Annotated in this window: 17 protein-coding genes; 2 read left to right on the top strand and 15 right to left on the bottom strand. The window is 44.4% G+C overall.

All coding sequences use genetic code 11. The features are described from left to right. The first annotated feature begins 133 nt into the window (after positions 1-133). Positions 134-418: a GNAT family N-acetyltransferase gene (locus B0O44_RS13040; RefSeq protein WP_110831204.1), complete on the top strand. Its 285-nt coding sequence runs from the start codon at positions 134-136 to the stop codon at positions 416-418. Between the two features lie 57 nt (positions 419-475). On the opposite strand, the gene B0O44_RS13035 is transcribed toward B0O44_RS13040, so the two are convergent. The 15 genes from B0O44_RS13035 to atpD form a co-directional block, all read right to left on the bottom strand. After that, positions 476-904: a hypothetical protein gene (locus tag B0O44_RS13035; RefSeq protein WP_245943658.1), complete on the bottom strand. Its 429-nt coding sequence runs from the start codon at positions 902-904 to the stop codon at positions 476-478. Positions 905-1,033: 129 nt separating this feature from the next. Continuing rightward, entirely contained in the window at positions 1,034-2,014 is a 981-nt protein-coding gene (locus tag B0O44_RS13030; protein WP_110831202.1) for a glycosyltransferase, read from the bottom strand. Positions 2,015-2,383: 369 nt separating this feature from the next. Beyond that, a complete protein-coding gene (gene ilvA, locus B0O44_RS13020; protein ID WP_110831198.1) occupies positions 2,384-3,634 on the bottom strand; it encodes a threonine ammonia-lyase IlvA in 1,251 nt (416 codons plus the stop codon). Positions 3,635-3,647: 13 nt separating this feature from the next. Further along, positions 3,648-4,820: a 2-isopropylmalate synthase gene (locus B0O44_RS13015; protein WP_110831196.1), complete on the bottom strand. Its 1,173-nt coding sequence runs from the start codon at positions 4,818-4,820 to the stop codon at positions 3,648-3,650. Between the two features lie 3 nt (positions 4,821-4,823). Continuing rightward, on the bottom strand, positions 4,824-5,921 hold the full coding sequence (gene leuB / locus B0O44_RS13010) for a 3-isopropylmalate dehydrogenase (RefSeq protein WP_110831194.1): 1,098 nt from the start codon (positions 5,919-5,921) through the stop codon (positions 4,824-4,826). A 4-nt stretch (positions 5,922-5,925) separates the two neighbouring features. Beyond that, positions 5,926-7,392 (bottom strand): ATP-binding cassette domain-containing protein, encoded by a 1,467-nt coding sequence (locus B0O44_RS13005; RefSeq protein ID WP_211321370.1) that lies wholly within the window; start codon positions 7,390-7,392, stop codon positions 5,926-5,928. Further along, positions 7,392-7,976: a 3-isopropylmalate dehydratase small subunit gene (gene leuD / locus B0O44_RS13000; protein WP_110831190.1), complete on the bottom strand. Its 585-nt coding sequence runs from the start codon at positions 7,974-7,976 to the stop codon at positions 7,392-7,394. The genes B0O44_RS13005 and leuD overlap by 1 nt, the downstream gene beginning before the upstream one ends. 10 nt (positions 7,977-7,986) lie before the next feature. Continuing rightward, the gene (gene leuC / locus B0O44_RS12995; RefSeq protein WP_110831188.1) at positions 7,987-9,393 is read right to left on the bottom strand and encodes a 3-isopropylmalate dehydratase large subunit; all 1,407 of its coding nucleotides are present in this window, start codon (positions 9,391-9,393) and stop codon (positions 7,987-7,989) included. A 58-nt stretch (positions 9,394-9,451) separates the two neighbouring features. After that, the gene (gene ilvC / locus B0O44_RS12990) at positions 9,452-10,933 is read right to left on the bottom strand and encodes a ketol-acid reductoisomerase (protein ID WP_110831186.1); all 1,482 of its coding nucleotides are present in this window, start codon (positions 10,931-10,933) and stop codon (positions 9,452-9,454) included. Positions 10,934-11,003: 70 nt separating this feature from the next. Then, entirely contained in the window at positions 11,004-11,621 is a 618-nt protein-coding gene (gene ilvN / locus B0O44_RS12985; RefSeq protein ID WP_110831183.1) for an acetolactate synthase small subunit, read from the bottom strand. A gap of 11 nt (positions 11,622-11,632) precedes the next feature. Then, positions 11,633-13,372, bottom strand: coding sequence for a biosynthetic-type acetolactate synthase large subunit (gene ilvB / locus B0O44_RS12980; RefSeq protein ID WP_110831181.1), 1,740 nt, complete (start codon positions 13,370-13,372; stop codon positions 11,633-11,635). Between the two features lie 30 nt (positions 13,373-13,402). After that, entirely contained in the window at positions 13,403-15,100 is a 1,698-nt protein-coding gene (gene ilvD, locus B0O44_RS12975) for a dihydroxy-acid dehydratase (protein ID WP_110831179.1), read from the bottom strand. Between the two features lie 7 nt (positions 15,101-15,107). Beyond that, positions 15,108-16,034: a branched-chain amino acid transaminase gene (locus B0O44_RS12970; protein ID WP_317047150.1), complete on the bottom strand. Its 927-nt coding sequence runs from the start codon at positions 16,032-16,034 to the stop codon at positions 15,108-15,110. 814 nt (positions 16,035-16,848) lie between these two features. Continuing rightward, the gene (gene atpC / locus B0O44_RS12960; protein ID WP_110831174.1) at positions 16,849-17,094 is read right to left on the bottom strand and encodes an ATP synthase F1 subunit epsilon; all 246 of its coding nucleotides are present in this window, start codon (positions 17,092-17,094) and stop codon (positions 16,849-16,851) included. A gap of 22 nt (positions 17,095-17,116) precedes the next feature. Beyond that, on the bottom strand, positions 17,117-18,622 hold the full coding sequence (gene atpD, locus B0O44_RS12955; RefSeq protein WP_110831172.1) for a F0F1 ATP synthase subunit beta: 1,506 nt from the start codon (positions 18,620-18,622) through the stop codon (positions 17,117-17,119). A 182-nt stretch (positions 18,623-18,804) separates the two neighbouring features. Between atpD and B0O44_RS12950 the strand changes: the two genes are divergently transcribed. Continuing rightward, positions 18,805-19,704: an SDR family oxidoreductase gene (locus tag B0O44_RS12950; protein ID WP_110831170.1), complete on the top strand. Its 900-nt coding sequence runs from the start codon at positions 18,805-18,807 to the stop codon at positions 19,702-19,704. The last annotated feature ends 62 nt before the right edge of the window (positions 19,705-19,766 follow it).

Here is a 19,766-nt window from a genome sequence, read left to right as displayed (position 1 = left end):
AGTATGACTTGTTAAATAAATACAAAGGATGAAGCAACTGATTGTACGTATTCTCGCCGCCTGGACAGCGCGTCAGTTTAAAAAAGTAAACAGATGAGCCCTGTAGATTTCAACCATTTTAAAGCCTGAAAATATGAAATACGAAGACATTGAACTGATCAACAATAAAGACATCCATAATTTCGAATTGTGGGTAGAGGGCCACCGCGCTTTTATTGAATATAAGGAAAAAGACAGTAAAGTGTACCTGATCCACACCGAAGTGCCTAAAGAATTGGAAGGAAAAGGCGTTGCGGCAGCACTTGTTGAAAAAACCCTGATTTACATAGAAAACCATCAGCAAAAGCTGGTTCCCTTATGCCCGTATGTTCAGTCTTTTTTGAAACGTTATCCCGATTGGAACAGGCTGGTGGCCTAAAACAAAAAGGACCGGTTTTTAGCCGGCCCTTCTTCATAAGTAGATGATATTGTATTTTTAGTTTCCTGCGTTACCTGCATATTTGGAAGGAACAACCACGATTTTCACAAATACAGGTTTTGTTGGTGCTTTAGGAGCTGTTGCCTGGGCATCAGAGCTCTGAATATCAATATTTATACCACCAATATATAATTCATAGGTATACGAATTCACATCATAGGTATAAGGCAATTGGATATCACTGTTGTTGTTGGCCGGATGAGACAAATAGACCAATACGCCTTCATCATCAAGTGTTACTTTATCGAGTGCACTTAGCTTAATGTTAGCAGTATAATTTAACCCACCAGAGTTAGAAACCCACTGATTAGGTTGAATGGTGTAATTGTATGTCCTTGCCTGTGGCTCCTGGATATACGTTTCCTTTTTGCAAGATGCCAGGCCTAGCGTGGCAATGCATAATAATAGTAAAAATTTTTGTCGCATGTAGAAGTTTTTGTGTGTGTATAATTCGATAGCAAATATATTGCCATAAAAAAGTAGACCAGAAGGAAAGCCCTTTTGTGAAGGTTTATTCGACAAAAGGGCTTTTTAATTATACAAAACAGACCAGAATTATGGATTCCAGGACAAACGTTTTGGTGTAATTTCAAGAAGGGTAGGAGCTTTACTGTTCAGTTTTTGTCCGTTAAGGACGATTTCATAAAGTTTTAAATAGCTTTTTGCCATTTTCTCCAAGCTGAACACATCCAGTACATACTCGTGGCAATGTTGGTTATTGAACTGGCCTACAGCCTTAAGCCCTTCAGTTAACACGGCCTTGCTATTGCTCAATAAGCCAAATTCAGCGGGCACCAGTTCTGGCAGTGATCCGTAAGGTGTTCCGAATACGGGACAACCGAAATACAAGCTTTCAATAATGGCAATGCCAAAAGGTTCATTCCATAAAACAGGAAAAAGGAGTGCTTTTGAATTTTTCATTACGGCCGATTTTTCCTCATTATCGACCATTCCATGAAAGCTTACGTTTAGGTTCGGCGTAAAACGGAAACCCATTTTAAAATTAAGCCTGCTGCCGCCCATGACCACCAGACGATTGTTACTGTGGGTGGCAATATCTATGGCTCCCTGAACATTCTTTATCCGCCAGGCGGCTTTGGCCAGAAAATGCGTATAAAAACGTTTGGCATTCAAATCAGGTTTGGGGTAATCTTCAGGATCGAGTCCGTGATGAACGTAGACTGCAGAACCATAACGCTCTGCATGATTGGAAGAAACAAAGGCACAATTTTGATCCAGTATTTCTCCGTAGGCCGGATTGCCATGAACGGTAACCAGGTACGGCTTTTTGGTAAAGCCCGGCATTTGATAATTAAAATGAACCACATCAATATCATCAGGGACCTGTGCATTGATATCTGCCACAGGATCAAAAATCAATACTTTGGCAAAGGGACATTCCGACCCGGCCCCCACAAGATAAGTGACCTCATGGCCCTGCCGGTTCAGTTCTTTGCCCAACCACCAAATTACCCTTTCCGTGCCACCATATTTTGCAGCAGGTATTTTGGTATTGTTTACGATCAATATTTTCATGTTGATGCAAATCTGATCATTATCTGCTTAAATTTCTAAGAAAATTTAAAAGAAAGGAGCCCCTGAAAGAACAGTGGCACCTGCTGATTTACTTTACTACCATCCTGAATTAAAAAAAGAAACGAGGTGTTCTGCGGAAGGACCTCGGCTCGTCTGCCCGCTTTTCGCGGGCCTGATCAGGCGCCAGTCCTGGAGTAGAATACCTCGTTTCTTTCGGGAAAAATTTCTGCCAACAAATTCTGCTAACAAACTTTGCAAATGAACTCTGAAAAAATGAACCCTGCAAAGCAATCCTGAAAACAAGCCCTGCAAATGAACTCTGAAAAAAATGAACCCTGCTAAACAAGCCCTGCAAAAAGTTGAAATTTTTTAAACCAGATATTCAAACAGCGTCTGATCATTATTCAGTTCAATCACATCGAACTTAAACTCCTTCATGCGCGCCACCAGTGCTTCATAATGCGATCGCTCTGCCAGTTCTATACCCACCAGTGCAGGGCCATTTTCCCGGTTGGTTTTTTTTATAAACTCAAAACGTGTAATGTCGTCGTGCGGCCCAAGCACATTGTTTACAAATAATTTCAATGCACCTGGTCTTTGCGGAAAGCGGACAATAAAATAATGTTTCAACCCCTCAAAAAGCAAAGATTTCTCCTTGATTTCCTGCATGCGCTCGATATCATTATTACCACCGCTCACAATGCAAACCACGGTTTTACCTTCTATAAGTTCTTTTACCTGGTCCAGGGAAGCTACGGCAAGCGCACCGGCAGGTTCTACAACAATCGCATCTTCATTGTACAATTTTAAAATGGTTGTACAAATTTTACCTTCCGGAATGAGCAGCATCTGGTCGAGCAATTCATTGCAATATTTAAAAGTCAGGTTGCCCACCCTTTTCACGGCAGCGCCGTCCACAAAACGGTCTATATACTCCAGGGTAACCGGGTCGCCATTTTCCATGGCATTTTTCATAGAAGGCGCCCCCTCAGGCTCTACCCCGATCAACTGCACAGAAGGCTTGATGTTTTTAAGGTAACTCCCAACACCTGAGGCGAGGCCACCACCGCCAATAGGCATAATGACCACATCCAGCTCGGGAAGGTCTTCAAAAACCTCTACACCGACCGTACCCTGTCCTTCAATCACCTTAATGTTGTCAAAGGGGGGGATAAAAGTCATTTGCTGCTGTTCAGTGTAAATTAAAGCCTCCTTCATACAATCGTCAAAAGTATCCCCGACCAGGACAATTTTAATGTTGTCACCACCAAACATTTCTGTCTGTTTAACCTTTTGACGGGGCGTGATCTCGGGCATAAAGATCACCCCCTTAATATTTAGCTTTTTACAGGAATAAGCCACACCCTGCGCATGATTACCCGCACTGGCGCAAACCACTCCATTTTGCAGCTGCTGCGCGGGCAGCGTACTGATCATGTTATAGGCACCGCGCAGTTTATAAGAACGCACAACCTGTAGATCCTCCCGTTTGAGATAAATGTTTGCGTTGTACTTTTTTGAAAGACCGGCATTATATTCTAAAGGTGTTCTTTTCACCGTATCACTGATCCGCTTTGCCGCTGCCCCGAAATCCAGGCCGACCTCTTTATCTACATTCATGCTTGTACTAATTTTAAACCAATGTTTTTTTCTCTACCGTACTCACCAATAAAATCACATCCTCGTCATTGATGTGGCCCTTTTCATCGGCCAGGATCAGAAAACGCTCGTACACATCGTTCAGTACGGCACGTTCCAGCTGGTGGCCCAGTCTTTCAATATGATGTTTCAGGGCATGACGGCCACTGCGGGCAGTCAGTACAATATCCGCACTGTCTACGCCAACATCTTCAGGTTTAATGATCTCGTAATTTTCCCTGTGCTTTAAAAAGCCATCCTGATGGATACCAGAACTGTGTGCAAAAGCATTCTGCCCTACAATGGCTTTATTCGGCTGTACAGGCATGTGCATTAAGTCGCTCACCATGTCACTAATGGCCCTGAAATGTTTGCTGTTGATATTGGTGTGCAGGTTCAGGTCATGATGCGTTTTTAAGATCATGGTTACCTCTTCCAGGGCTGTATTGCCTGCGCGTTCCCCAATTCCATTAATGGTACATTCTACCTGACGGGCACCATTAATTAAGCCCGATAAACTGTTTGCAGTAGCCAATCCCAAATCGTTATGGCAATGCACAGAAATAATTGCCTGATCGATGTTTTTTACATTTTCTTTCAGGAAACGGATTTTTGAACCATAAAGTTCAGGCAAACAATACCCATTTGTATCCGGAATGTTCACGACAGTGGCACCGGCAGCAATCACCGCTTCGATCATTTGTGCCAGGAACACATTGTCTGCACGACCCGCATCTTCAGCAAAAAACTCTATGTCCTCGACAAATTTTTTGGCATACCTGACCGCTGCAACCGCGCGTTCCAGAATTTCTTCACGGGTGCTGTTGAATTTATATTTGATGTGCATGTCTGAAGACCCGATACCGGTGTGGATCCGTGGTCTTTTTGCATATTTTAAAGCACCTACTGCGGCATCGATATCCTGCTGGTTGGCCCTGGTTAAGGCACAAACGATAGGATCTTTAAGCACCTTGCTAATTTCCACCACACTCTGGAAATCACCAGGGCTGGAAATCGGAAAACCCGCTTCAATCACATCAACCCCAAGGGCTTCCAATGCTTTTGCGATTTCAATTTTTTCAGGGGTGGCCAGCTGGCAGCCAGGTACTTGCTCTCCATCACGAAGGGTGGTGTCAAATACGTATACTCTGTTTGGATCGTGTAACATAAGCTATGAGTTTTGAGTGATTACTTTTTGTGAAATGAATTTTAAAACCAGTTTGCCCATTTCCTGGGTACCCAATACTTTATAAGGATTGGTCGAGCCATCGGCAATGTCGTTGGTTCTGAACCCTTCTTTGAGTACCTGGTCTACCGCATCAATAATAACTTTGGCTTCTTCTTTTAAACCAAAGCCAATTTCCAGCATCAGGGCAGCCGAAAGGATAGAAGCCAAGGGGTTGGCCAGGTTTTTACCGGTAATGTCGTGCGCCGAACCATGGATCGGTTCAAAAAATCCAGTGCCGTCACCAACAGATGCCGAAGCCAGCATACCCATAGATCCGGCAATTTGTGAAGCCTCGTCTGTTAAAATATCGCCGAACAAATTGGCAGTCAGCACCACATCAAAACGTTTTGGGTCTTTGATCAGCTGCATTGCTGCATTGTCGATAAACATGTGTTCGGTTTCTACCTCAGGATAGAGTTTGGCGATTTCCTGAACCGTTTCCCTCCAAAGCCTGGAGCTTTCCAGTACATTGGCTTTATCTACAGAGCACAATCTTTTGCTGCGCTGCATGGCAGCCTGGTAGGCTTTGTGTGCAATTCTTTCTACTTCGTATTTGTGGTAAATCATCAGATCGGAAGCTGTATTCCGATCTTCTGAACGGGTTTTTTCACCGAAATAAACATCTCCGGTCAGTTCCCTGAAAAACAAAATATCTGTACCTTTTAAAATACTGGGTTTAATACTTGAAGCATTCAGCAATTCGTCAAACAGCAGGATCGGGCGCAGGTTGGCATACAGGCCCAGTTCCTTACGGATTTTGAGCAGGCCTTGTTCCGGTCTGACCTTTAAAGATGGATCGTTGTCGTATTTGGCGTGGCCAACCGCACCGAAAAGTATAGCATCACTGTTTTTTGCCTTTTCGAGGGTCTCATCCGGAAGAGGGTTGCCATTCACTTCGATGGAAGCATGTCCCATCAGGGCTTCATCAAAGCTAAACTCATGACCAAAGGCATCTGCAATTTGTTCTAATGCCGCTTTTCCCCAGGTGGTTACTTCGGGGCCTATACCATCTCCTGGTATAACTAATATGTGTTTCTTCATAATATTAAGCGCTTTCTAATATGGTTTCTACGGATTTTACCCATCCGTTTTCTAATAAAATTCTTTTCTCTATACAGGCGGGCAGCTGTGATTCAAAATGTCCTACGTAGATCAGTGTCGTGCCATGGCTGGACAATTCATCAACGAGCTGGTTAAAATGCTGCGTCTGTTGCTGGTCAAGTCCCTGGCAAGGTTCATCCAGGATCAGCAGCTGTGGGTTTTTGATGACCGTACGGGCCAGTAAGGCCAGTCGTTGTTTACCCAAAGGAAGCTCGGTCATCAGTACATTTTTATATTCCTGAAGACCGAAATAGTCAAGCACCTGGTCCGTTTGTGCCTTTTTTGTTGCTCCCGGATCGCAAAACAAACCGGAGCTGTCGTAAAATCCCGATGCAATGCTTTGCCATACGGTGGCAGTCGGATCAAAATACCAGTGTAATTCTGGTGAGATCAGGCCAATCCGTTGTTTAATTTCCCAGATGCTTTCACCTGAACCCCGTTTATTGCCAAACAGGTAGTAATTATTGGCATAAGCCTGAGGGTGGTCGCCGCAAATCAGGCTTAGTAAAGTTGATTTTCCAGAGCCGTTATGTCCCTGAAGCAACCATTTTTCACCTGGTTTCACTTCCCAGTTAATGTCTTTTAATACCTGTTTTTCTCCGTAACGGATGTTCACATCAATCATTTTAATAATGTGCTCGGGCGCGGTTCCTGCAGGTGCGGTTTTTAAAAAAGACGGAACAGCTTTGCCACTATGGGCCATTTCGTTCCGGCTGCGCTGCTCAAAAGTCACTTCCTGGATTTTACCCTCCCTGATTTCGGCCACCCGGTCTATAACAGCAGGTAATTCTGCATCGTTACTGATCAGGATCAGCTGGGTCCCTTTTACCGAAATTTCTTCCAGTAAAGTGTTCAGCCGCTTGCGCGAAAGCGTGTCGAGCCCATTGTAAGGCTGGTCCAGGATCAGCAGCTGAGGGGCCAGCCATACGGCTTTGACCAGCTGCAGTTTTTTGTGCTCGCCACTGGACAATTCGATCATGGAAGAAGGCAGCAATTCGGTATAGGCCAAGGCCTCCGCAATTCTTAGAGCCTCAATGAACTGCAAACCCTGTGCTTTGCCAAAACTTTCCAGTTCGGCCTGTACTGTTGCAACGGTTTGCTCCGCCTGGCTGTTGTAACGCTGCTGGTAATAAAAATTCGATTGCCCTTCCAGGTCTTTAAACTGGTACCAGTTGGCCACATAATAGGCCAGGGCAGGGCGGGTAGATGCAGGGTCAAAATGAAGATCAAGGGTACCATCGGTATTGCTCAGGCCGGCAATGGCTTTGGCCAAAGATGTTTTTCCGCTACCGCTGGTGCCGCATAAAAGCCAGTTTTGGTTTGGTTGAATGACCCAATCCAAGTCCTGGAACACCACCGTATGATGGTATTTTAAGTTAAGTTTGCTGATATGGACGACAGGTTGTGACATTATCTGGCTTGTTCAAATGCTTCAATTAAGTTTTTCTGGTTTAAGATGAAATCGATGTCATCGTAACCATTGATCAGGCAGGATTTTTTGTAAGGGTTGATTTCAAAATCGGCACTTTCGTTTGTACTGGTCAGGGTTACTTTTTGATTTTCCAGATCAACGGTCAGTATGGCTTTGTGGTCTTGCCCTACGGCTTTAAAAATGGCGGCTAAAAAGTCTTCGGTTACCTGGATGGGCAACAAACCATTGTTTAGGGCATTGCCTTTAAAAATATCGGCAAAGAAGCTGCTGATGACCACATCAAATCCGGCATCCTGTATAGCCCAGGCGGCGTGCTCCCTGCTGCTGCCACAACCAAAGTTTTTTCCTGCAACCAGTATTTTTCCACTGTAAGCCGGATCATTTAAAACGAAATCGGCTTTGGGGCTGTTGTCGCCATTATAACGCCAGTCACGGAAAAGGTTCTCTCCAAAACCTTCACGGGTGGTGGCTTTCAGGAACCTGGCCGGAATGATTTGGTCGGTATCAATGTTTTCTATGTTTAAAGGCACAACGGCCGATGTTAATTTTTCAAATTTCTTCATGTCTTTCGCTTTAAACTTCTGCCATTAATTCTCTTACATCTGTGATTTTCCCCGTCACAGCGGCTGCCGCTGCGGTTAATGGGCTCACCAGTAAGGTTCTGGCATCGGGCCCCTGACGTCCTTCAAAATTTCTGTTGGAGGTAGACACGCAATATTTTCCGGCTGGAATTTTGTCTTCGTTCATACCCAGACAAGCGCTGCATCCAGGTTCACGGAGCTGGAAGCCGGCTTTTTCAAAAACCTTGTCCAAACCTTCGTTTTTGGCCTGTTGTTCAACCTGTTTTGAGCCCGGAACAATCCATACCGTTACGTTTTCTGCTTTCTGTTTGTCTTTTACAAAATCGGCCACCTCCCGCAAATCTTCAATACGGGAATTGGTACAGCTGCCGATGAATACATAATCCACTGGTTTTCCGATCAGGGAAGAATCGTCCTGGAAGCCCATATAGTCCAGGGCTTTCTGATAAGAAAGTTGCTCTTTTTCGGGTTGTGTTTTGGTGGCCGGAATGTTTTCCTGAATGCCCATTCCCATACCTGGGTTGGTGCCATAGGTAATCATTGGGGCAATGTCTTCGGCCTGGAAATTTAAAACACTGTCAAATTTGGCATCCGCATCACTGTACAATGTTTTCCAATAAGCCAAGGCTTTGTCCCATTCTGCCCCTGCTGGAGCAAATTCCCTTCCTTTAATGTAATCAAAAGTGATCTGGTCAGGAGCAATCAATCCGCCCCGTGCACCCATTTCAATGCTCATGTTGCAAATGGTCATGCGGGCTTCCATACTTAAGGCTTCAATGGCAGTACCTGCATATTCTATAAAATAACCTGTACCACCAGCAGCAGATATTTTAGAAATGATGTATAAAATAATATCCTTGGCCGTAACCCCTTTTCCTAAAGTACCATTCACTTCAATTTTCATGGTTTTTGGTTTTTGCTGCAGCAAGCACTGGGTAGCAAAAACTTGTTCTACCTGTGAAGTCCCGATACCAAAAGCAATGGCCCCGAAAGCACCATGGGTAGAGGTATGACTGTCGCCGCAAACCATGGTTTTTCCCGGAAGGGTAATGCCAAGTTCCGGACCGATAACATGTACAATGCCCTGAAAAGGGTGGCCTAAACCGTACAGTTCTATGCCAAATTCTGCGCAGTTTTTGGTCAGCATATCGACCTGGTAACGGGAAAGTTCTTCTTTAATAGGCTGCAGCTGGTTTAAGGTCGGAACGTTATGATCTGCTGTTGCAACTGTTTGTTTTGGGCGCAGAACAGGCAAGCCTCTTTTACGCAGACCGTCAAAAGCCTGGGGAGAAGTCACCTCATGGATCAGGTGCGTATCTATATATAAAATATCAGGAAATCCTGGTTCACTCTTTACAACATGTGCATCCCAAATTTTTTCTACTAGTGTTTTTGACATTTTTTTATGATTTAAAAACCCGTACAGGATGTTAAGCCTGTACGGGTCCGGGTAATTTTTATGCTGTTTTAATTGATTTCATGGCTGTCATGGCCTTTCTCAATTTAGCGCCGATCACTTCGACGGGATGGGTACGGATCACTTCATTGACCGCTATTAAGGTCCTGTTGTCTACCGAACCATCTTTGCCTTCATTGTAATTTTTACCGATCAGGTCTGCATCCACGCTGCGCATAAAATCAGCCAATAAAGGCTTGCAGGCATGGTCAAATAAATAGCAGCCATATTCAGCAGTATCCGAAATGACCCTGTTCATTTCAAATAATTTTTTACGGGCAATTGTATTGGCAATTAGCGGGGTTTCGTGCAGGGACTCGTAATAAGCAGATTCCGGTTTGATGCCGGCTTCCACCATGGTCTCAAATGCAAGCTCCACACCGGCCCTTACAAAAGCCACCATTAATAAAGCATTGTCAAAATATTCCTGTTCGCCAATTTTTACATTTCCGGCAGGTGTTTTTTCAAAGGCAGTTTCGCCGGTAGCTGCACGCCAGGCCAGTAGGTTTTTATCGCCAGCTGCCCAGTCTGCCATCATGGTACGGCTAAATTCACCGCTCATAATGTCGTCCTGATGTTTTTCAAACAATGGGCGCATAATGTTTTTCAGTTCTTCAGAAATCTCAAAGGCTTTAATTTTTGCCGGATTGCTCAGCCTGTCCATCATACCGGTTACCCCGCCATGTTTTAAAGCTTCAGTAATCACTTCCACACCATACTGTACCAGTTTGGACGCATAACCGGCATCAATTCCTTTTTCGATCATTTTGTCAAAAGAAAGGATAGAACCCGTTTGCAGTAAACCGCATAATATGGTTTGCTCACCCATTAAATCCGATTTTACTTCGGCAACAAAAGAAGAGTTCAATACACCGGCTTTGTGGCCACCTGTTCCAACGCAATAGGCTTTGGCCTGGGCTAAACCTTTTCCTTCCGGGTCGTTTTCAGGGTGTACGGCAATTAAAGTCGGCACGCCAAAACCCCTTAGGTATTCTGCACGTACTTCGCTGCCCGGACATTTTGGGGCCACCATGATCACCGTAAGGTCTTTACGCACCTGCATGCCTTCTTCTACAATGTTAAAACCGTGCGAATAAGACAAGGTAGCACCTTGTTTCATCAAAGGCATTACGGCATTGACTACTGCAGTGTGCTGTTTGTCGGGGGTCAGGTTGATTACTACATCTGCTGTAGGGATCAGCTCTTCATAAGTACCTACGGTAAAGTTATTTTCCGTAGCGTTTTTCCAGGAATCTCTTTTGCCTTCAATGGCTTCCTTGCGCAAAGCATAGGCAACATTTAAACCACTATCTCTTAGATTTAAACCCTGGTTAAGACCTTGTGCACCGCAGCCTACCACCACCAGTTTTTTACCTTTTAAGGCATTTACACCATCCAGGAATTCGGAACTGTCCATGAAATCGCAGACACCCAGCTGGTTTAATTGTTCTCTAAGCGGTAATGTGTTAAAATAATTTGACATCGTTTTTATTGGTTTTATGATTAAGGTTCTTGTTTTTTATGGATCTGGTGGTAAGGCTTACCACCTTGTTTTACATACTGAATACGTTTTTCTCTTTATCCAGGAATTCATTTTCAATGACTTCCTCTCCGGGGTCCCTGCGCTCAAACTCCCTTAGCTTGCGGTTAAAGCCATCGCTGTCTTTAATGATCGCCACGCGTGCGCTTCTTACAAATTCAATCAATCCGTAAGGCTGGAGCACTTCAATGAGCTTGTCGGTTTCTTCCCGGTGCCCGGTCGCTTCAAATACCGTATAATCTTTACGGATCACCACAGCCCTGGCCCCAAATTCGCGCAGCAGGCGTTCTACCGAAACTTTCTCTGCGATGGTGTCTGTAGGCACTTTGTACAAAGCCATTTCCTGCCAGATGATGTCTTCGTTGGTGTTGTAATACACTTTTAAAACTTCTACCTGTTTTTCGATCTGACGGGCCAGTTTGCGGACCACATCTTCGGTTTCATGGATCAGGATATTGAAGCGGTGAATGTGCTCGATCTCTGAGGGCGAGGTATTTAAGCTTTCAATATTGATTTTTCTTCTGGAAAAAATAATGGCGATACGGTTGAGTATGCCGATCCTGTTTTCGGTATATACAGTAATTGTAAATTCCTGTTTTCCGTTTAGTTCTGTTTCGTTCGAATTGCTCATGATCTTTACCCTTATTTTAATCTGATTTCACTTACGCTGCTGCCTTGCGGTACCATAGGGAACACGTTGTGTTCTTTGGCCACCATGACTTCTAAAAGGTAGGAGCCTTTGTGGTTTAACATTTCTTCCAGCGCGGCCCCCAGGTCTTCCCGTTCTGATACTTTTTTACCGGCGATGTAATAAGATTCGGCCAGTTTCACAAAATCAGGGCTGGTGATGTCTACAAAAGAGTAGCGTTTTTCGTGAAACAGTTGCTGCCATTGGCGCACCATACCCAAAAACCTGTTGTTCAGGATCATGATTTTTACATCAATACCGCTTTGCATAATGGTGCCCAGTTCCTGAAGGGTCATCTGGAAACCACCATCACCAATAATGGCAACAACAGTTTTATCCTGTGCCCCAAACTTTGCACCGATTGCTGCCGGAAGGCCAAAGCCCATGGTGCCCAGTCCACCACTGGTTACATTGCTCCTGGTGCGGTTAAATTTGGCATAGCGGCAGGCCACCATTTGGTGCTGGCCCACATCGGTTACAATGATAGCGTCTCCTTTGGTCAGCTCATTGAGCTTATTGACCACCTCGCCCATGGTCATTTCACCTGATCCGGGGTTCAGTTCGTTTTGAATTACTGTTTCCTGTTCGGTCTTGTCATAAGCCCTAAACTCGGCCAACCACTGGGTATGTGTTTTTTCTTCAACCAAAGCAGTAAGCAGGGGCAGGGTTTCTTTGCAGTCGCCCCAAACCGGTACATCGGCTTTTACGTTTTTATCTATCTCGGCCGGATCAATGTCCAGGTGGATCACTTTAGCCTGTTTGGCGTATTTGTCCAGACGTCCGGTTACCCTGTCGTCAAAACGCATTCCGATGGCAATTAAAACGTCGCAGGCATTGGTTTGAACATTGGGCCCATAGTTTCCGTGCATGCCCAGCATACCTACATTTAATGGGTGGTCTGTTGGAATAGCACCAGCACCTAAAATGGTCCAGGCTGCGGGAATGCCACTTTTCTCTACAAAAGCTTTAAATTCTTTTTCTGCCTCGCCCAGTAAAACCCCTTGTCCAAACAGGATAAATGGTTTTTTTGCACCATTGATTAAAGCCGCTGCTTTTGCAATGTATTCTGTTCTGACGTTTGGCTTTGGACGATAGCTGCGGATGTGTTCGCATGGCGTATAACCTTCATAATCAAAAAGCTGCAGCTGCGCATTTTTGGTAATGTCAATCAGTACCGGTCCCGGGCGGCCGCTTCTGGCAATGTAAAATGCTTTGGCCAGTACCGCCGGAATTTCGTTGGCATCTGTAACCTGGTAATTCCATTTGGTAACCGGGGTGGTGATGTTGATCACATCGGTTTCCTGAAAGGCATCGGTACCCAATAAATGTGCATAAACCTGGCCGGTAATACAAACCAAAGGTGTACTGTCTATTTGTGCATCTGCCAAACCGGTTACCAGGTTGGTGGCACCCGGACCGCTGGTCGCGAAAACGACGCCGACTTTTCCCGAGCTGCGGGCATAACCCTGTCCGGCATGGATACCACCCTGTTCATGTCTGACCAGAATGTGGGATAGTTTTTCTTTATAATCGTAAAGTGCATCATAGATGGGCATGATGGCACCGCCCGGATAGCCAAAAATGGTATCGGTACCTTCGGCAATTAATCCTTCCAGTAAAGCAACCGATCCTGTAACCTGGGTAGTGGTTTTGGTTTCGGTCAGGGTCGCTGCTTCTGCTTGTGCTGTCGTCATTGTATTGTTTTTAAGGTGGTTGTCAATGGGTTAATCTGTAAAGGCGTCGGTTACGCAACCTTCGCTGGCATTGCTTACCTGTTTCAGGTATTTATAAAGGACCCCGCTTTTGACGGGTGGTGGCAATTGTTTCCATGCCGCCCGGCGTTCTGCCAGCTCCTGCTCAGAAATGTTCAGGTGCAACGTATTGTTGACCGCATCTATGGTAATTGTGTCGTTGTCTTTAACCAGGGCAATGTTCCCACCGTTCCAGGCCTCAGGGGTAATGTGACCTACCACAAAACCATGCGTACCACCGGAAAAACGGCCGTCTGTAATCAGGGCAACCGATTTTCCTAGTCCAGCCCCAATAATGGCCGATGTTGGTTTAAGCATTTCGGGCATGCCTGGCGCACCTTTAGGGCCTACATGACGGATCACCACCACATCGCCCTGATGAACACGTCCGCTTTGGATGCCCGCAATCAGTTCCTGTTCGCCGTCAAATACCCGGGCCGGGCCTTCGAATTTTTCGCCTTCTTTACCGCTGATTTTTGCCACGGACCCTTGTTCTGCCAGGTTGCCATACAGCATTTGCAGGTGCCCTGTTGCTTTGATAGGGTGACTAACCGGGAAAATGATCTTTTGCTGATCGAAATCAAGGTCTACAGCATCTTTTACATTTTCTGCAAGGGTTTTACCGGTTACGGTCATACAGTCTCCGTGAAGTAAACCCTCTTTTAATAAATATTTTAATACAGCCGGTACGCCCCCAATTTCGTGAAGATCTTCCATCAGGTACTGTCCGCTTGGTTTTAGATCGCCCAGAACAGGGGTCTGATCACTGATTTTTTGAAAATCTTCGAGTTTTAAAGAAAGGCCTACGGATTTGGCCATGGCAATTAAATGCAGCACAGCATTGGTCGATCCACCCAAAACCATGACCGTAACGATGGCATTGTGAAAGGATTTTTCGGTCATGATGTCCGAAGGACGGATGTTTTTTTCCAGCAATACACGGATGGCCTGACCGGCATCCAGGCATTCTTGTTGTTTTTCTTCACTTAAGGCCGGGTAGGAAGAACTGTAAGGCAAACTCATGCCCAAAGCCTCAATGGCCGAGGCCATGGTGTTTGCGGTGTACATTCCGCCACAGGCACCTGCGCCCGGACAGGTATGACGGATAATGCCCTGATAATCATCTTCCGATAGCTTTCCGGCCAGTTTTTCTCCAAGGGCTTCAAAAGCGGAAACAATATTCAGGGCTTTTCCTTTATATTTTCCAGAGTGGATGCTGCCACCATAAACCATAATAGAAGGGCGGTTTAAACGGCCCATGGCCATAATAGAGCCCGGCATATTTTTATCGCAGCCCGGAATGGTGATCACCCCGTCATAATACTGGCCGCCGCATATGGTTTCAATTGAATCGGCAATGACGTCCCTGGAAACCAGTGAGTAACGCATGCCGGGTGTTCCGTTAGACATTCCGTCACTAACCCCTATGGTGCTAAAGGTTAGTCCAACCATTCCGTTTCCCCAGACCCCTTTTTTGACGACTTTTGCAAGATCGTTCAGGTGCATATTGCAGGTATTTCCATCATAACCCATGCTGGCAATACCGACCTGTGCTTTTTGCATATCCTCGGCGGTCAATCCAATTCCATACAGCATGGCCTGAGCGCCTGGCTGGGTTGGATCTTGTGTAAAAACTTTACTGTAGCGGTTGATTTCGGTTGATTCTGACATGTTGATATTATATGATTACTTCGTAGTTCTGTTTTTCCAATACTAAACACTTATAGGTACGGGCCAGTGTAGCGCCCAGACTGTCCTGCCATTTTAAAGGGAAGACCACTTCGTCTACAGATTTGATCCCGGCAATTTCAACCGCTGTACCACAGAAAAAGGCACTGTCTGCAATTTTCAGGTCTTCTACGGTAAAGACCCTTTCGGTACATTCTATATCCAGTCTTTTGCAAAGCTGAAATACGGTAGCCCGGGTAATGCCAGGTAAAATATTTCCGGTAGGTGGGGTGTACAATTTGCCATTGCGTTCTATAAACAGGTTAGCGCCTGGTGCTTCGGCCACATTGTTGTTCATGTCCAGCAAAATGGCCTCATCATAGCCATTGCTTTTGGCTTCTGTGGTGGCCAGAATGGAGTTCACATAATGTGCACTAATTTTGGCCTCAATAGGCAATGATTTAGGATTAGGCCGTTGATAGCTGGAAATACCCACCTTTAACTGATCATTTCCCAAATAAGCCGCCCATTCCCAGGCACAGATCATAATGGATACCTTAGCCGGTGCAGAAAGGGACATGTTTGGTCCGCAAAACACCAAGGGACGGATGTAAGCGTCTTTCAGGTTGTTTAATTCCAGTACTTTATAGGTCTGACGGATCAGGTCTTCGATATCCCAGTTGAAAGGAATACGGGCCAGTTGGCAGGAACGTTTTAAGCGTTCAAAATGTGCTTTGGCTTTAAAAACACGGGTCCCGTTGTGGGTGTTATAAGCCCTGATCCCTTCAAAAGCAGCATATCCATAGTGCAAGGACTGGCTGTAAAGGTCTGTTCCGGCCTCGGTCGCCTTGACGAAAGATCCGTTTAAATAAATGACTGTTTTAGAATTAAAGTATTGCATGTGGCTCAGGTATAGATCTTGTTTTATTTGTTTCATTAAAAAAGCGCCTCTTTTGGGGGCGCTTCGGGTCTTTATAAAAACTCATTTACAGCGCCTTACCCTTCTGAATAATCAGGAGCAGGTTTAGGTTAATTAGCACGTTGCTGTTGACTGTAATTGAGGTATTCATTTCTTTATTATTTTATTCTGTTTTGTTTATACCAATTTAGTTTTTGGTATAGATACTATCAATAGCGGATAAAAAATAATTGAAAAAAAATATAATTCTGTTGTTTTTGTGTTTTACTTTTATTTAATTCTGTATGTCACTGTATTTTGATACTAATGACGGTACAAAATATACCGAAAATGATTTTGGTATTCGGTATAGATGTTATGCTAGCATTATAAAATCAGAGAAATTCTTCCTGAAATGAGTAAAATGGTGAAAAATGTTGATGAAAAGTCACGAAAGAATGAAGCGGAAATTCTGTGGAATTTTTAAGACTAATCAGGCTGGCGTTATTCCGGGACAGCGCCTGGTCAGGCTCACAGAAAAGAGGAGCGGCCCAGCCAATCATCCCGTCACAGCGCGGCCTGATTTGCCAGAGAATTCAGTAAGGAAATGTACACCATTTCTGGTTGGTCAGGCTTTTTGTTTGTATGCACCGCAGGTTGTTGATTAAGTTTTTTGTGTTAAAGGGTTGCAGGTTACTTTGATAAGTGCAGGATCATTTCCTTCAGCAGATTTCTAATGGCTATTTTTCCATGCAGAGGGAGTTTCCTTCAGAGGTAAACCGGGCAGCAAAAAACAGCGCATAAAAAAAGAGGCATCCTTTCGAATGCCTCTTTTTAGGTTTTTAATTAGATATTAAGCAACACCTTCGGCCAAAACAATAATCTTGTTTTTTAAGACCTCGACAACTCCACCTTTAATTACAAAGGTTTCTTCGCCGGCGTTATTGCTTTTAATAATTACTGGTCCATCTTCCAAAGTAGAGATAATTGGCGCATGGTCTTTCAGGATCTGAAAAGAGCCCATGGTGCCAGGTACTGTAACCGCAGTTACTTCTCCTTCGTAGACTTTTTTATCTGGTGTTAAAATTTCTAATTTCATATGCTATATATAGATGCCCTGATTAAGCGTTTGCTTCAGCTAATAATTTCTTGCCTTTTTCAATCGCATCTTCGATGCCACCTACTAAGTTGAAAGCTGCTTCAGGATACTCATCCACTTCACCATCCATAATCATGTTAAATGCTTTGATGGTATCTTTAATGTCAACCAATACACCTTTTAATCCAGTGAACTGCTCAGCAACGTGGAAAGGCTGAGACAAGAAACGCTGAACACGACGTGCACGGTGAACGGTTAATTTATCTTCTTCAGATAACTCGTCCATACCAAGGATGGCGATGATATCCTGTAATTCTTTGTAGCGTTGCAGGATTTCTTTTACGCGTTGAGCTGTGTTGTAATGCTCATCACCCAATACTGCTGGAGAAAGGATACGTGAAGTTGAATCCAATGGATCTACCGCAGGATAGATACCAAGCTCAGAGATTTTACGGGAAAGTACAGTTGTTGCATCCAAGTGGGCAAAAGTTGTTGCCGGAGCAGGGTCAGTTAAGTCATCCGCAGGTACATAAACCGCCTGAACAGATGTAATTGATCCGCGTTTAGTTGAAGTAATACGCTCCTGCATTAAACCCATCTCGGTAGCAAGTGTTGGTTGGTAACCTACCGCAGAAGGCATACGACCTAAAAGGGCCGATACCTCAGAACCTGCCTGAGTGAAACGGAAAATGTTGTCAACGAAGAAAAGGATATCCTTACCAGCGCCTTCACCATCACCGTCACGGAAATATTCAGCAACCGTTAAACCTGATAGTGCTACACGGGCACGTGCACCAGGAGGCTCGTTCATCTGACCGAAAACCAATGTTGCTTTTGATTCTTTTAATTTTTCAGTGTCAACTTTAGATAAGTCCCATCCACCTTTTTCCATAGAATGAAGGAAGTCCTCACCATAGTTGATTACGCCAGACTCGATGAACTCACGCAAAAGGTCATTACCTTCACGTGTACGCTCACCAACACCAGCAAATACAGAAAGACCAGAGTGTGCTTTGGCAATGTTATTTACCAGCTCCATGATCAATACTGTTTTACCTACACCCGCACCACCAAACAAACCAATTTTACCACCTTTAGCATAAGGCTCTAATAAATCGATAACTTTAATACCGGTAAAAAGAACTTCTGTTTCAGTTGATAACTCGTCAAATTTAGGAGGAGCATTGTGGATTGGCTTACCGTTAGTGCTATCGATGGTATTGATCCCGTCGATGGCCTCACCAACAACATTGAACAAGCGGCCTTTGATTTGCTCACCTGTAGGCATTTTGATCGGAGCACCAGTATCATTTACTTTCATGCCACGAACCAAACCATCAGTAGAATCCATTGCAATTGCACGTACACGGTCTTCACCAAGGTGCTGTTGAACTTCTAAAACGATCTTCTGTCCGTTTTCTTTTTCAATCTCTAAAGCCGAGAAAATTTTAGGTAAATGAGCATCGTCAGCAAAACTTACGTCAACTACCGGTCCTATAATCTGCGCTATTTTTCCAATGTTAGGCATATATTGTTTTGGGTAAAATTATAAATATCAATTTGTTAAAGGCTGTTTATTGGCCCCCATTTTGGTTCGCAAAGTTAAGAGTTTTCAGGTAAAATTTTATATATAAATAAAAAGTTTTTCCACAGTTTTTTTATTAATACTTTGGAGGCGCTAAAATCGTTAAAAAAAAGCACTAAAAATCTATGCAAACCATCCTTGTTACTGGAAGCAATGGCCTTACTGGTCAGAAAATTACAGAAAATGTAATTGCCTCAGGAAAATTTAACCTCATTGCCACTTCAAAAGGTAAAAATCGCTTTCCTGTGCAAAATGGATACCAGTATGAAGAAATGGACATTCTGGACAAAGCGCGGATTACTGCACTTGTGGAAAAATACAGGCCCGATGCAATTATCCATACCGCTGCAATGACCAATGTTGATACTGCCGAAAATAATAAGCAAGAGGCCGACCGGCTCAATGTGGAGGCCGTTAAACTGCTGATGGACATTTGCAATACTTATCATATACAGCTGGTCCATTTGTCTACAGATTTTATTTTTGATGGAGAGGATGGTCCTTATGATGAACAGGCGGCTGCCAATCCTTTAAGTTATTACGGGAAAACAAAATTGCAGGCCGAAGAACTGCTGAAGGCCTCAGGAGTTAAATGGGCTATTTTAAGAACAATTTTGGTTTATGGTATTGTGAAAGACATGAGCAGGAGCAATATTGTGCTTTGGGCAAAAGGGGCCCTGGAAAAAGGCAGTCCTTTAAATGTGGTCAATGACCAGTGGCGCATGCCAACCTTGGCAGAAGATCTTGCAGAGGCTTGTTTGCTGGCTGTAGAAAAAAAAGCGCAGGGAATTTATAATGTGAGCGGTAAAGATATGATGAGTATTGCCGAACTGGTGTACCGGGTGGCCGATTTCTGGAAGCTGGATAAAAGCCAGGTTCAGGAAGTGAGCAGTGCCAGCCTGGGACAGCAGGCCTCCCGCCCTAGACGTACCGGCTTTATTTTAGATAAAACCATTCGGGAGCTCGGTTACCAGCCGCATAGCTTTGAACAAGGGCTGGAACTGCTGAACAAACAACTGGGTTAAAATTGTCCTGGCCAATTCATTTCCAATAGAAAACACAAACAAAAACTGGCAGCTAAGCGTTA

Source organism: Pedobacter nutrimenti, from assembly GCF_003208655.1.
GTDB classification, from domain to species: domain Bacteria; phylum Bacteroidota; class Bacteroidia; order Sphingobacteriales; family Sphingobacteriaceae; genus Pedobacter; species Pedobacter nutrimenti.
The sequence above is the reverse complement of the archived record's forward strand: the minus strand, read 5'-3'. Positions and strand labels throughout refer to the sequence as shown.

Excerpts from the sequence above, each read along its gene's own strand:
- B0O44_RS13040 (WP_110831204.1), top strand. The coding sequence starts at position 134 with ATGAAATACGAAGACATTGAACTGATCAACAATAAAGACATCCATAAT.
- B0O44_RS13035 (WP_245943658.1), bottom strand. The coding sequence starts at position 904 with ATGCGACAAAAATTTTTACTATTATTATGCATTGCCACGCTAGGCCTG.
- B0O44_RS13030 (WP_110831202.1), bottom strand. The coding sequence starts at position 2,014 with ATGAAAATATTGATCGTAAACAATACCAAAATACCTGCTGCAAAATAT.
- ilvA (WP_110831198.1), bottom strand. The coding sequence starts at position 3,634 with ATGAATGTAGATAAAGAGGTCGGCCTGGATTTCGGGGCAGCGGCAAAG.
- B0O44_RS13015 (WP_110831196.1), bottom strand. The coding sequence starts at position 4,820 with ATGTTACACGATCCAAACAGAGTATACGTATTTGACACCACCCTTCGT.
- leuB (WP_110831194.1), bottom strand. The coding sequence starts at position 5,921 with ATGAAGAAACACATATTAGTTATACCAGGAGATGGTATAGGCCCCGAA.
- B0O44_RS13005 (WP_211321370.1), bottom strand. The coding sequence starts at position 7,392 with ATGTCACAACCTGTCGTCCATATCAGCAAACTTAACTTAAAATACCAT.
- leuD (WP_110831190.1), bottom strand. The coding sequence starts at position 7,976 with ATGAAGAAATTTGAAAAATTAACATCGGCCGTTGTGCCTTTAAACATA.
- leuC (WP_110831188.1), bottom strand. The coding sequence starts at position 9,393 with ATGTCAAAAACACTAGTAGAAAAAATTTGGGATGCACATGTTGTAAAG.
- ilvC (WP_110831186.1), bottom strand. The coding sequence starts at position 10,933 with ATGTCAAATTATTTTAACACATTACCGCTTAGAGAACAATTAAACCAG.
- ilvN (WP_110831183.1), bottom strand. The coding sequence starts at position 11,621 with ATGAGCAATTCGAACGAAACAGAACTAAACGGAAAACAGGAATTTACA.
- ilvB (WP_110831181.1), bottom strand. The coding sequence starts at position 13,372 with ATGACGACAGCACAAGCAGAAGCAGCGACCCTGACCGAAACCAAAACC.
- ilvD (WP_110831179.1), bottom strand. The coding sequence starts at position 15,100 with ATGTCAGAATCAACCGAAATCAACCGCTACAGTAAAGTTTTTACACAA.
- B0O44_RS12970 (WP_317047150.1), bottom strand. The coding sequence starts at position 16,034 with ATGAAACAAATAAAACAAGATCTATACCTGAGCCACATGCAATACTTT.
- atpC (WP_110831174.1), bottom strand. The coding sequence starts at position 17,094 with ATGAAATTAGAAATTTTAACACCAGATAAAAAAGTCTACGAAGGAGAA.
- atpD (WP_110831172.1), bottom strand. The coding sequence starts at position 18,622 with ATGCCTAACATTGGAAAAATAGCGCAGATTATAGGACCGGTAGTTGAC.
- B0O44_RS12950 (WP_110831170.1), top strand. The coding sequence starts at position 18,805 with ATGCAAACCATCCTTGTTACTGGAAGCAATGGCCTTACTGGTCAGAAA.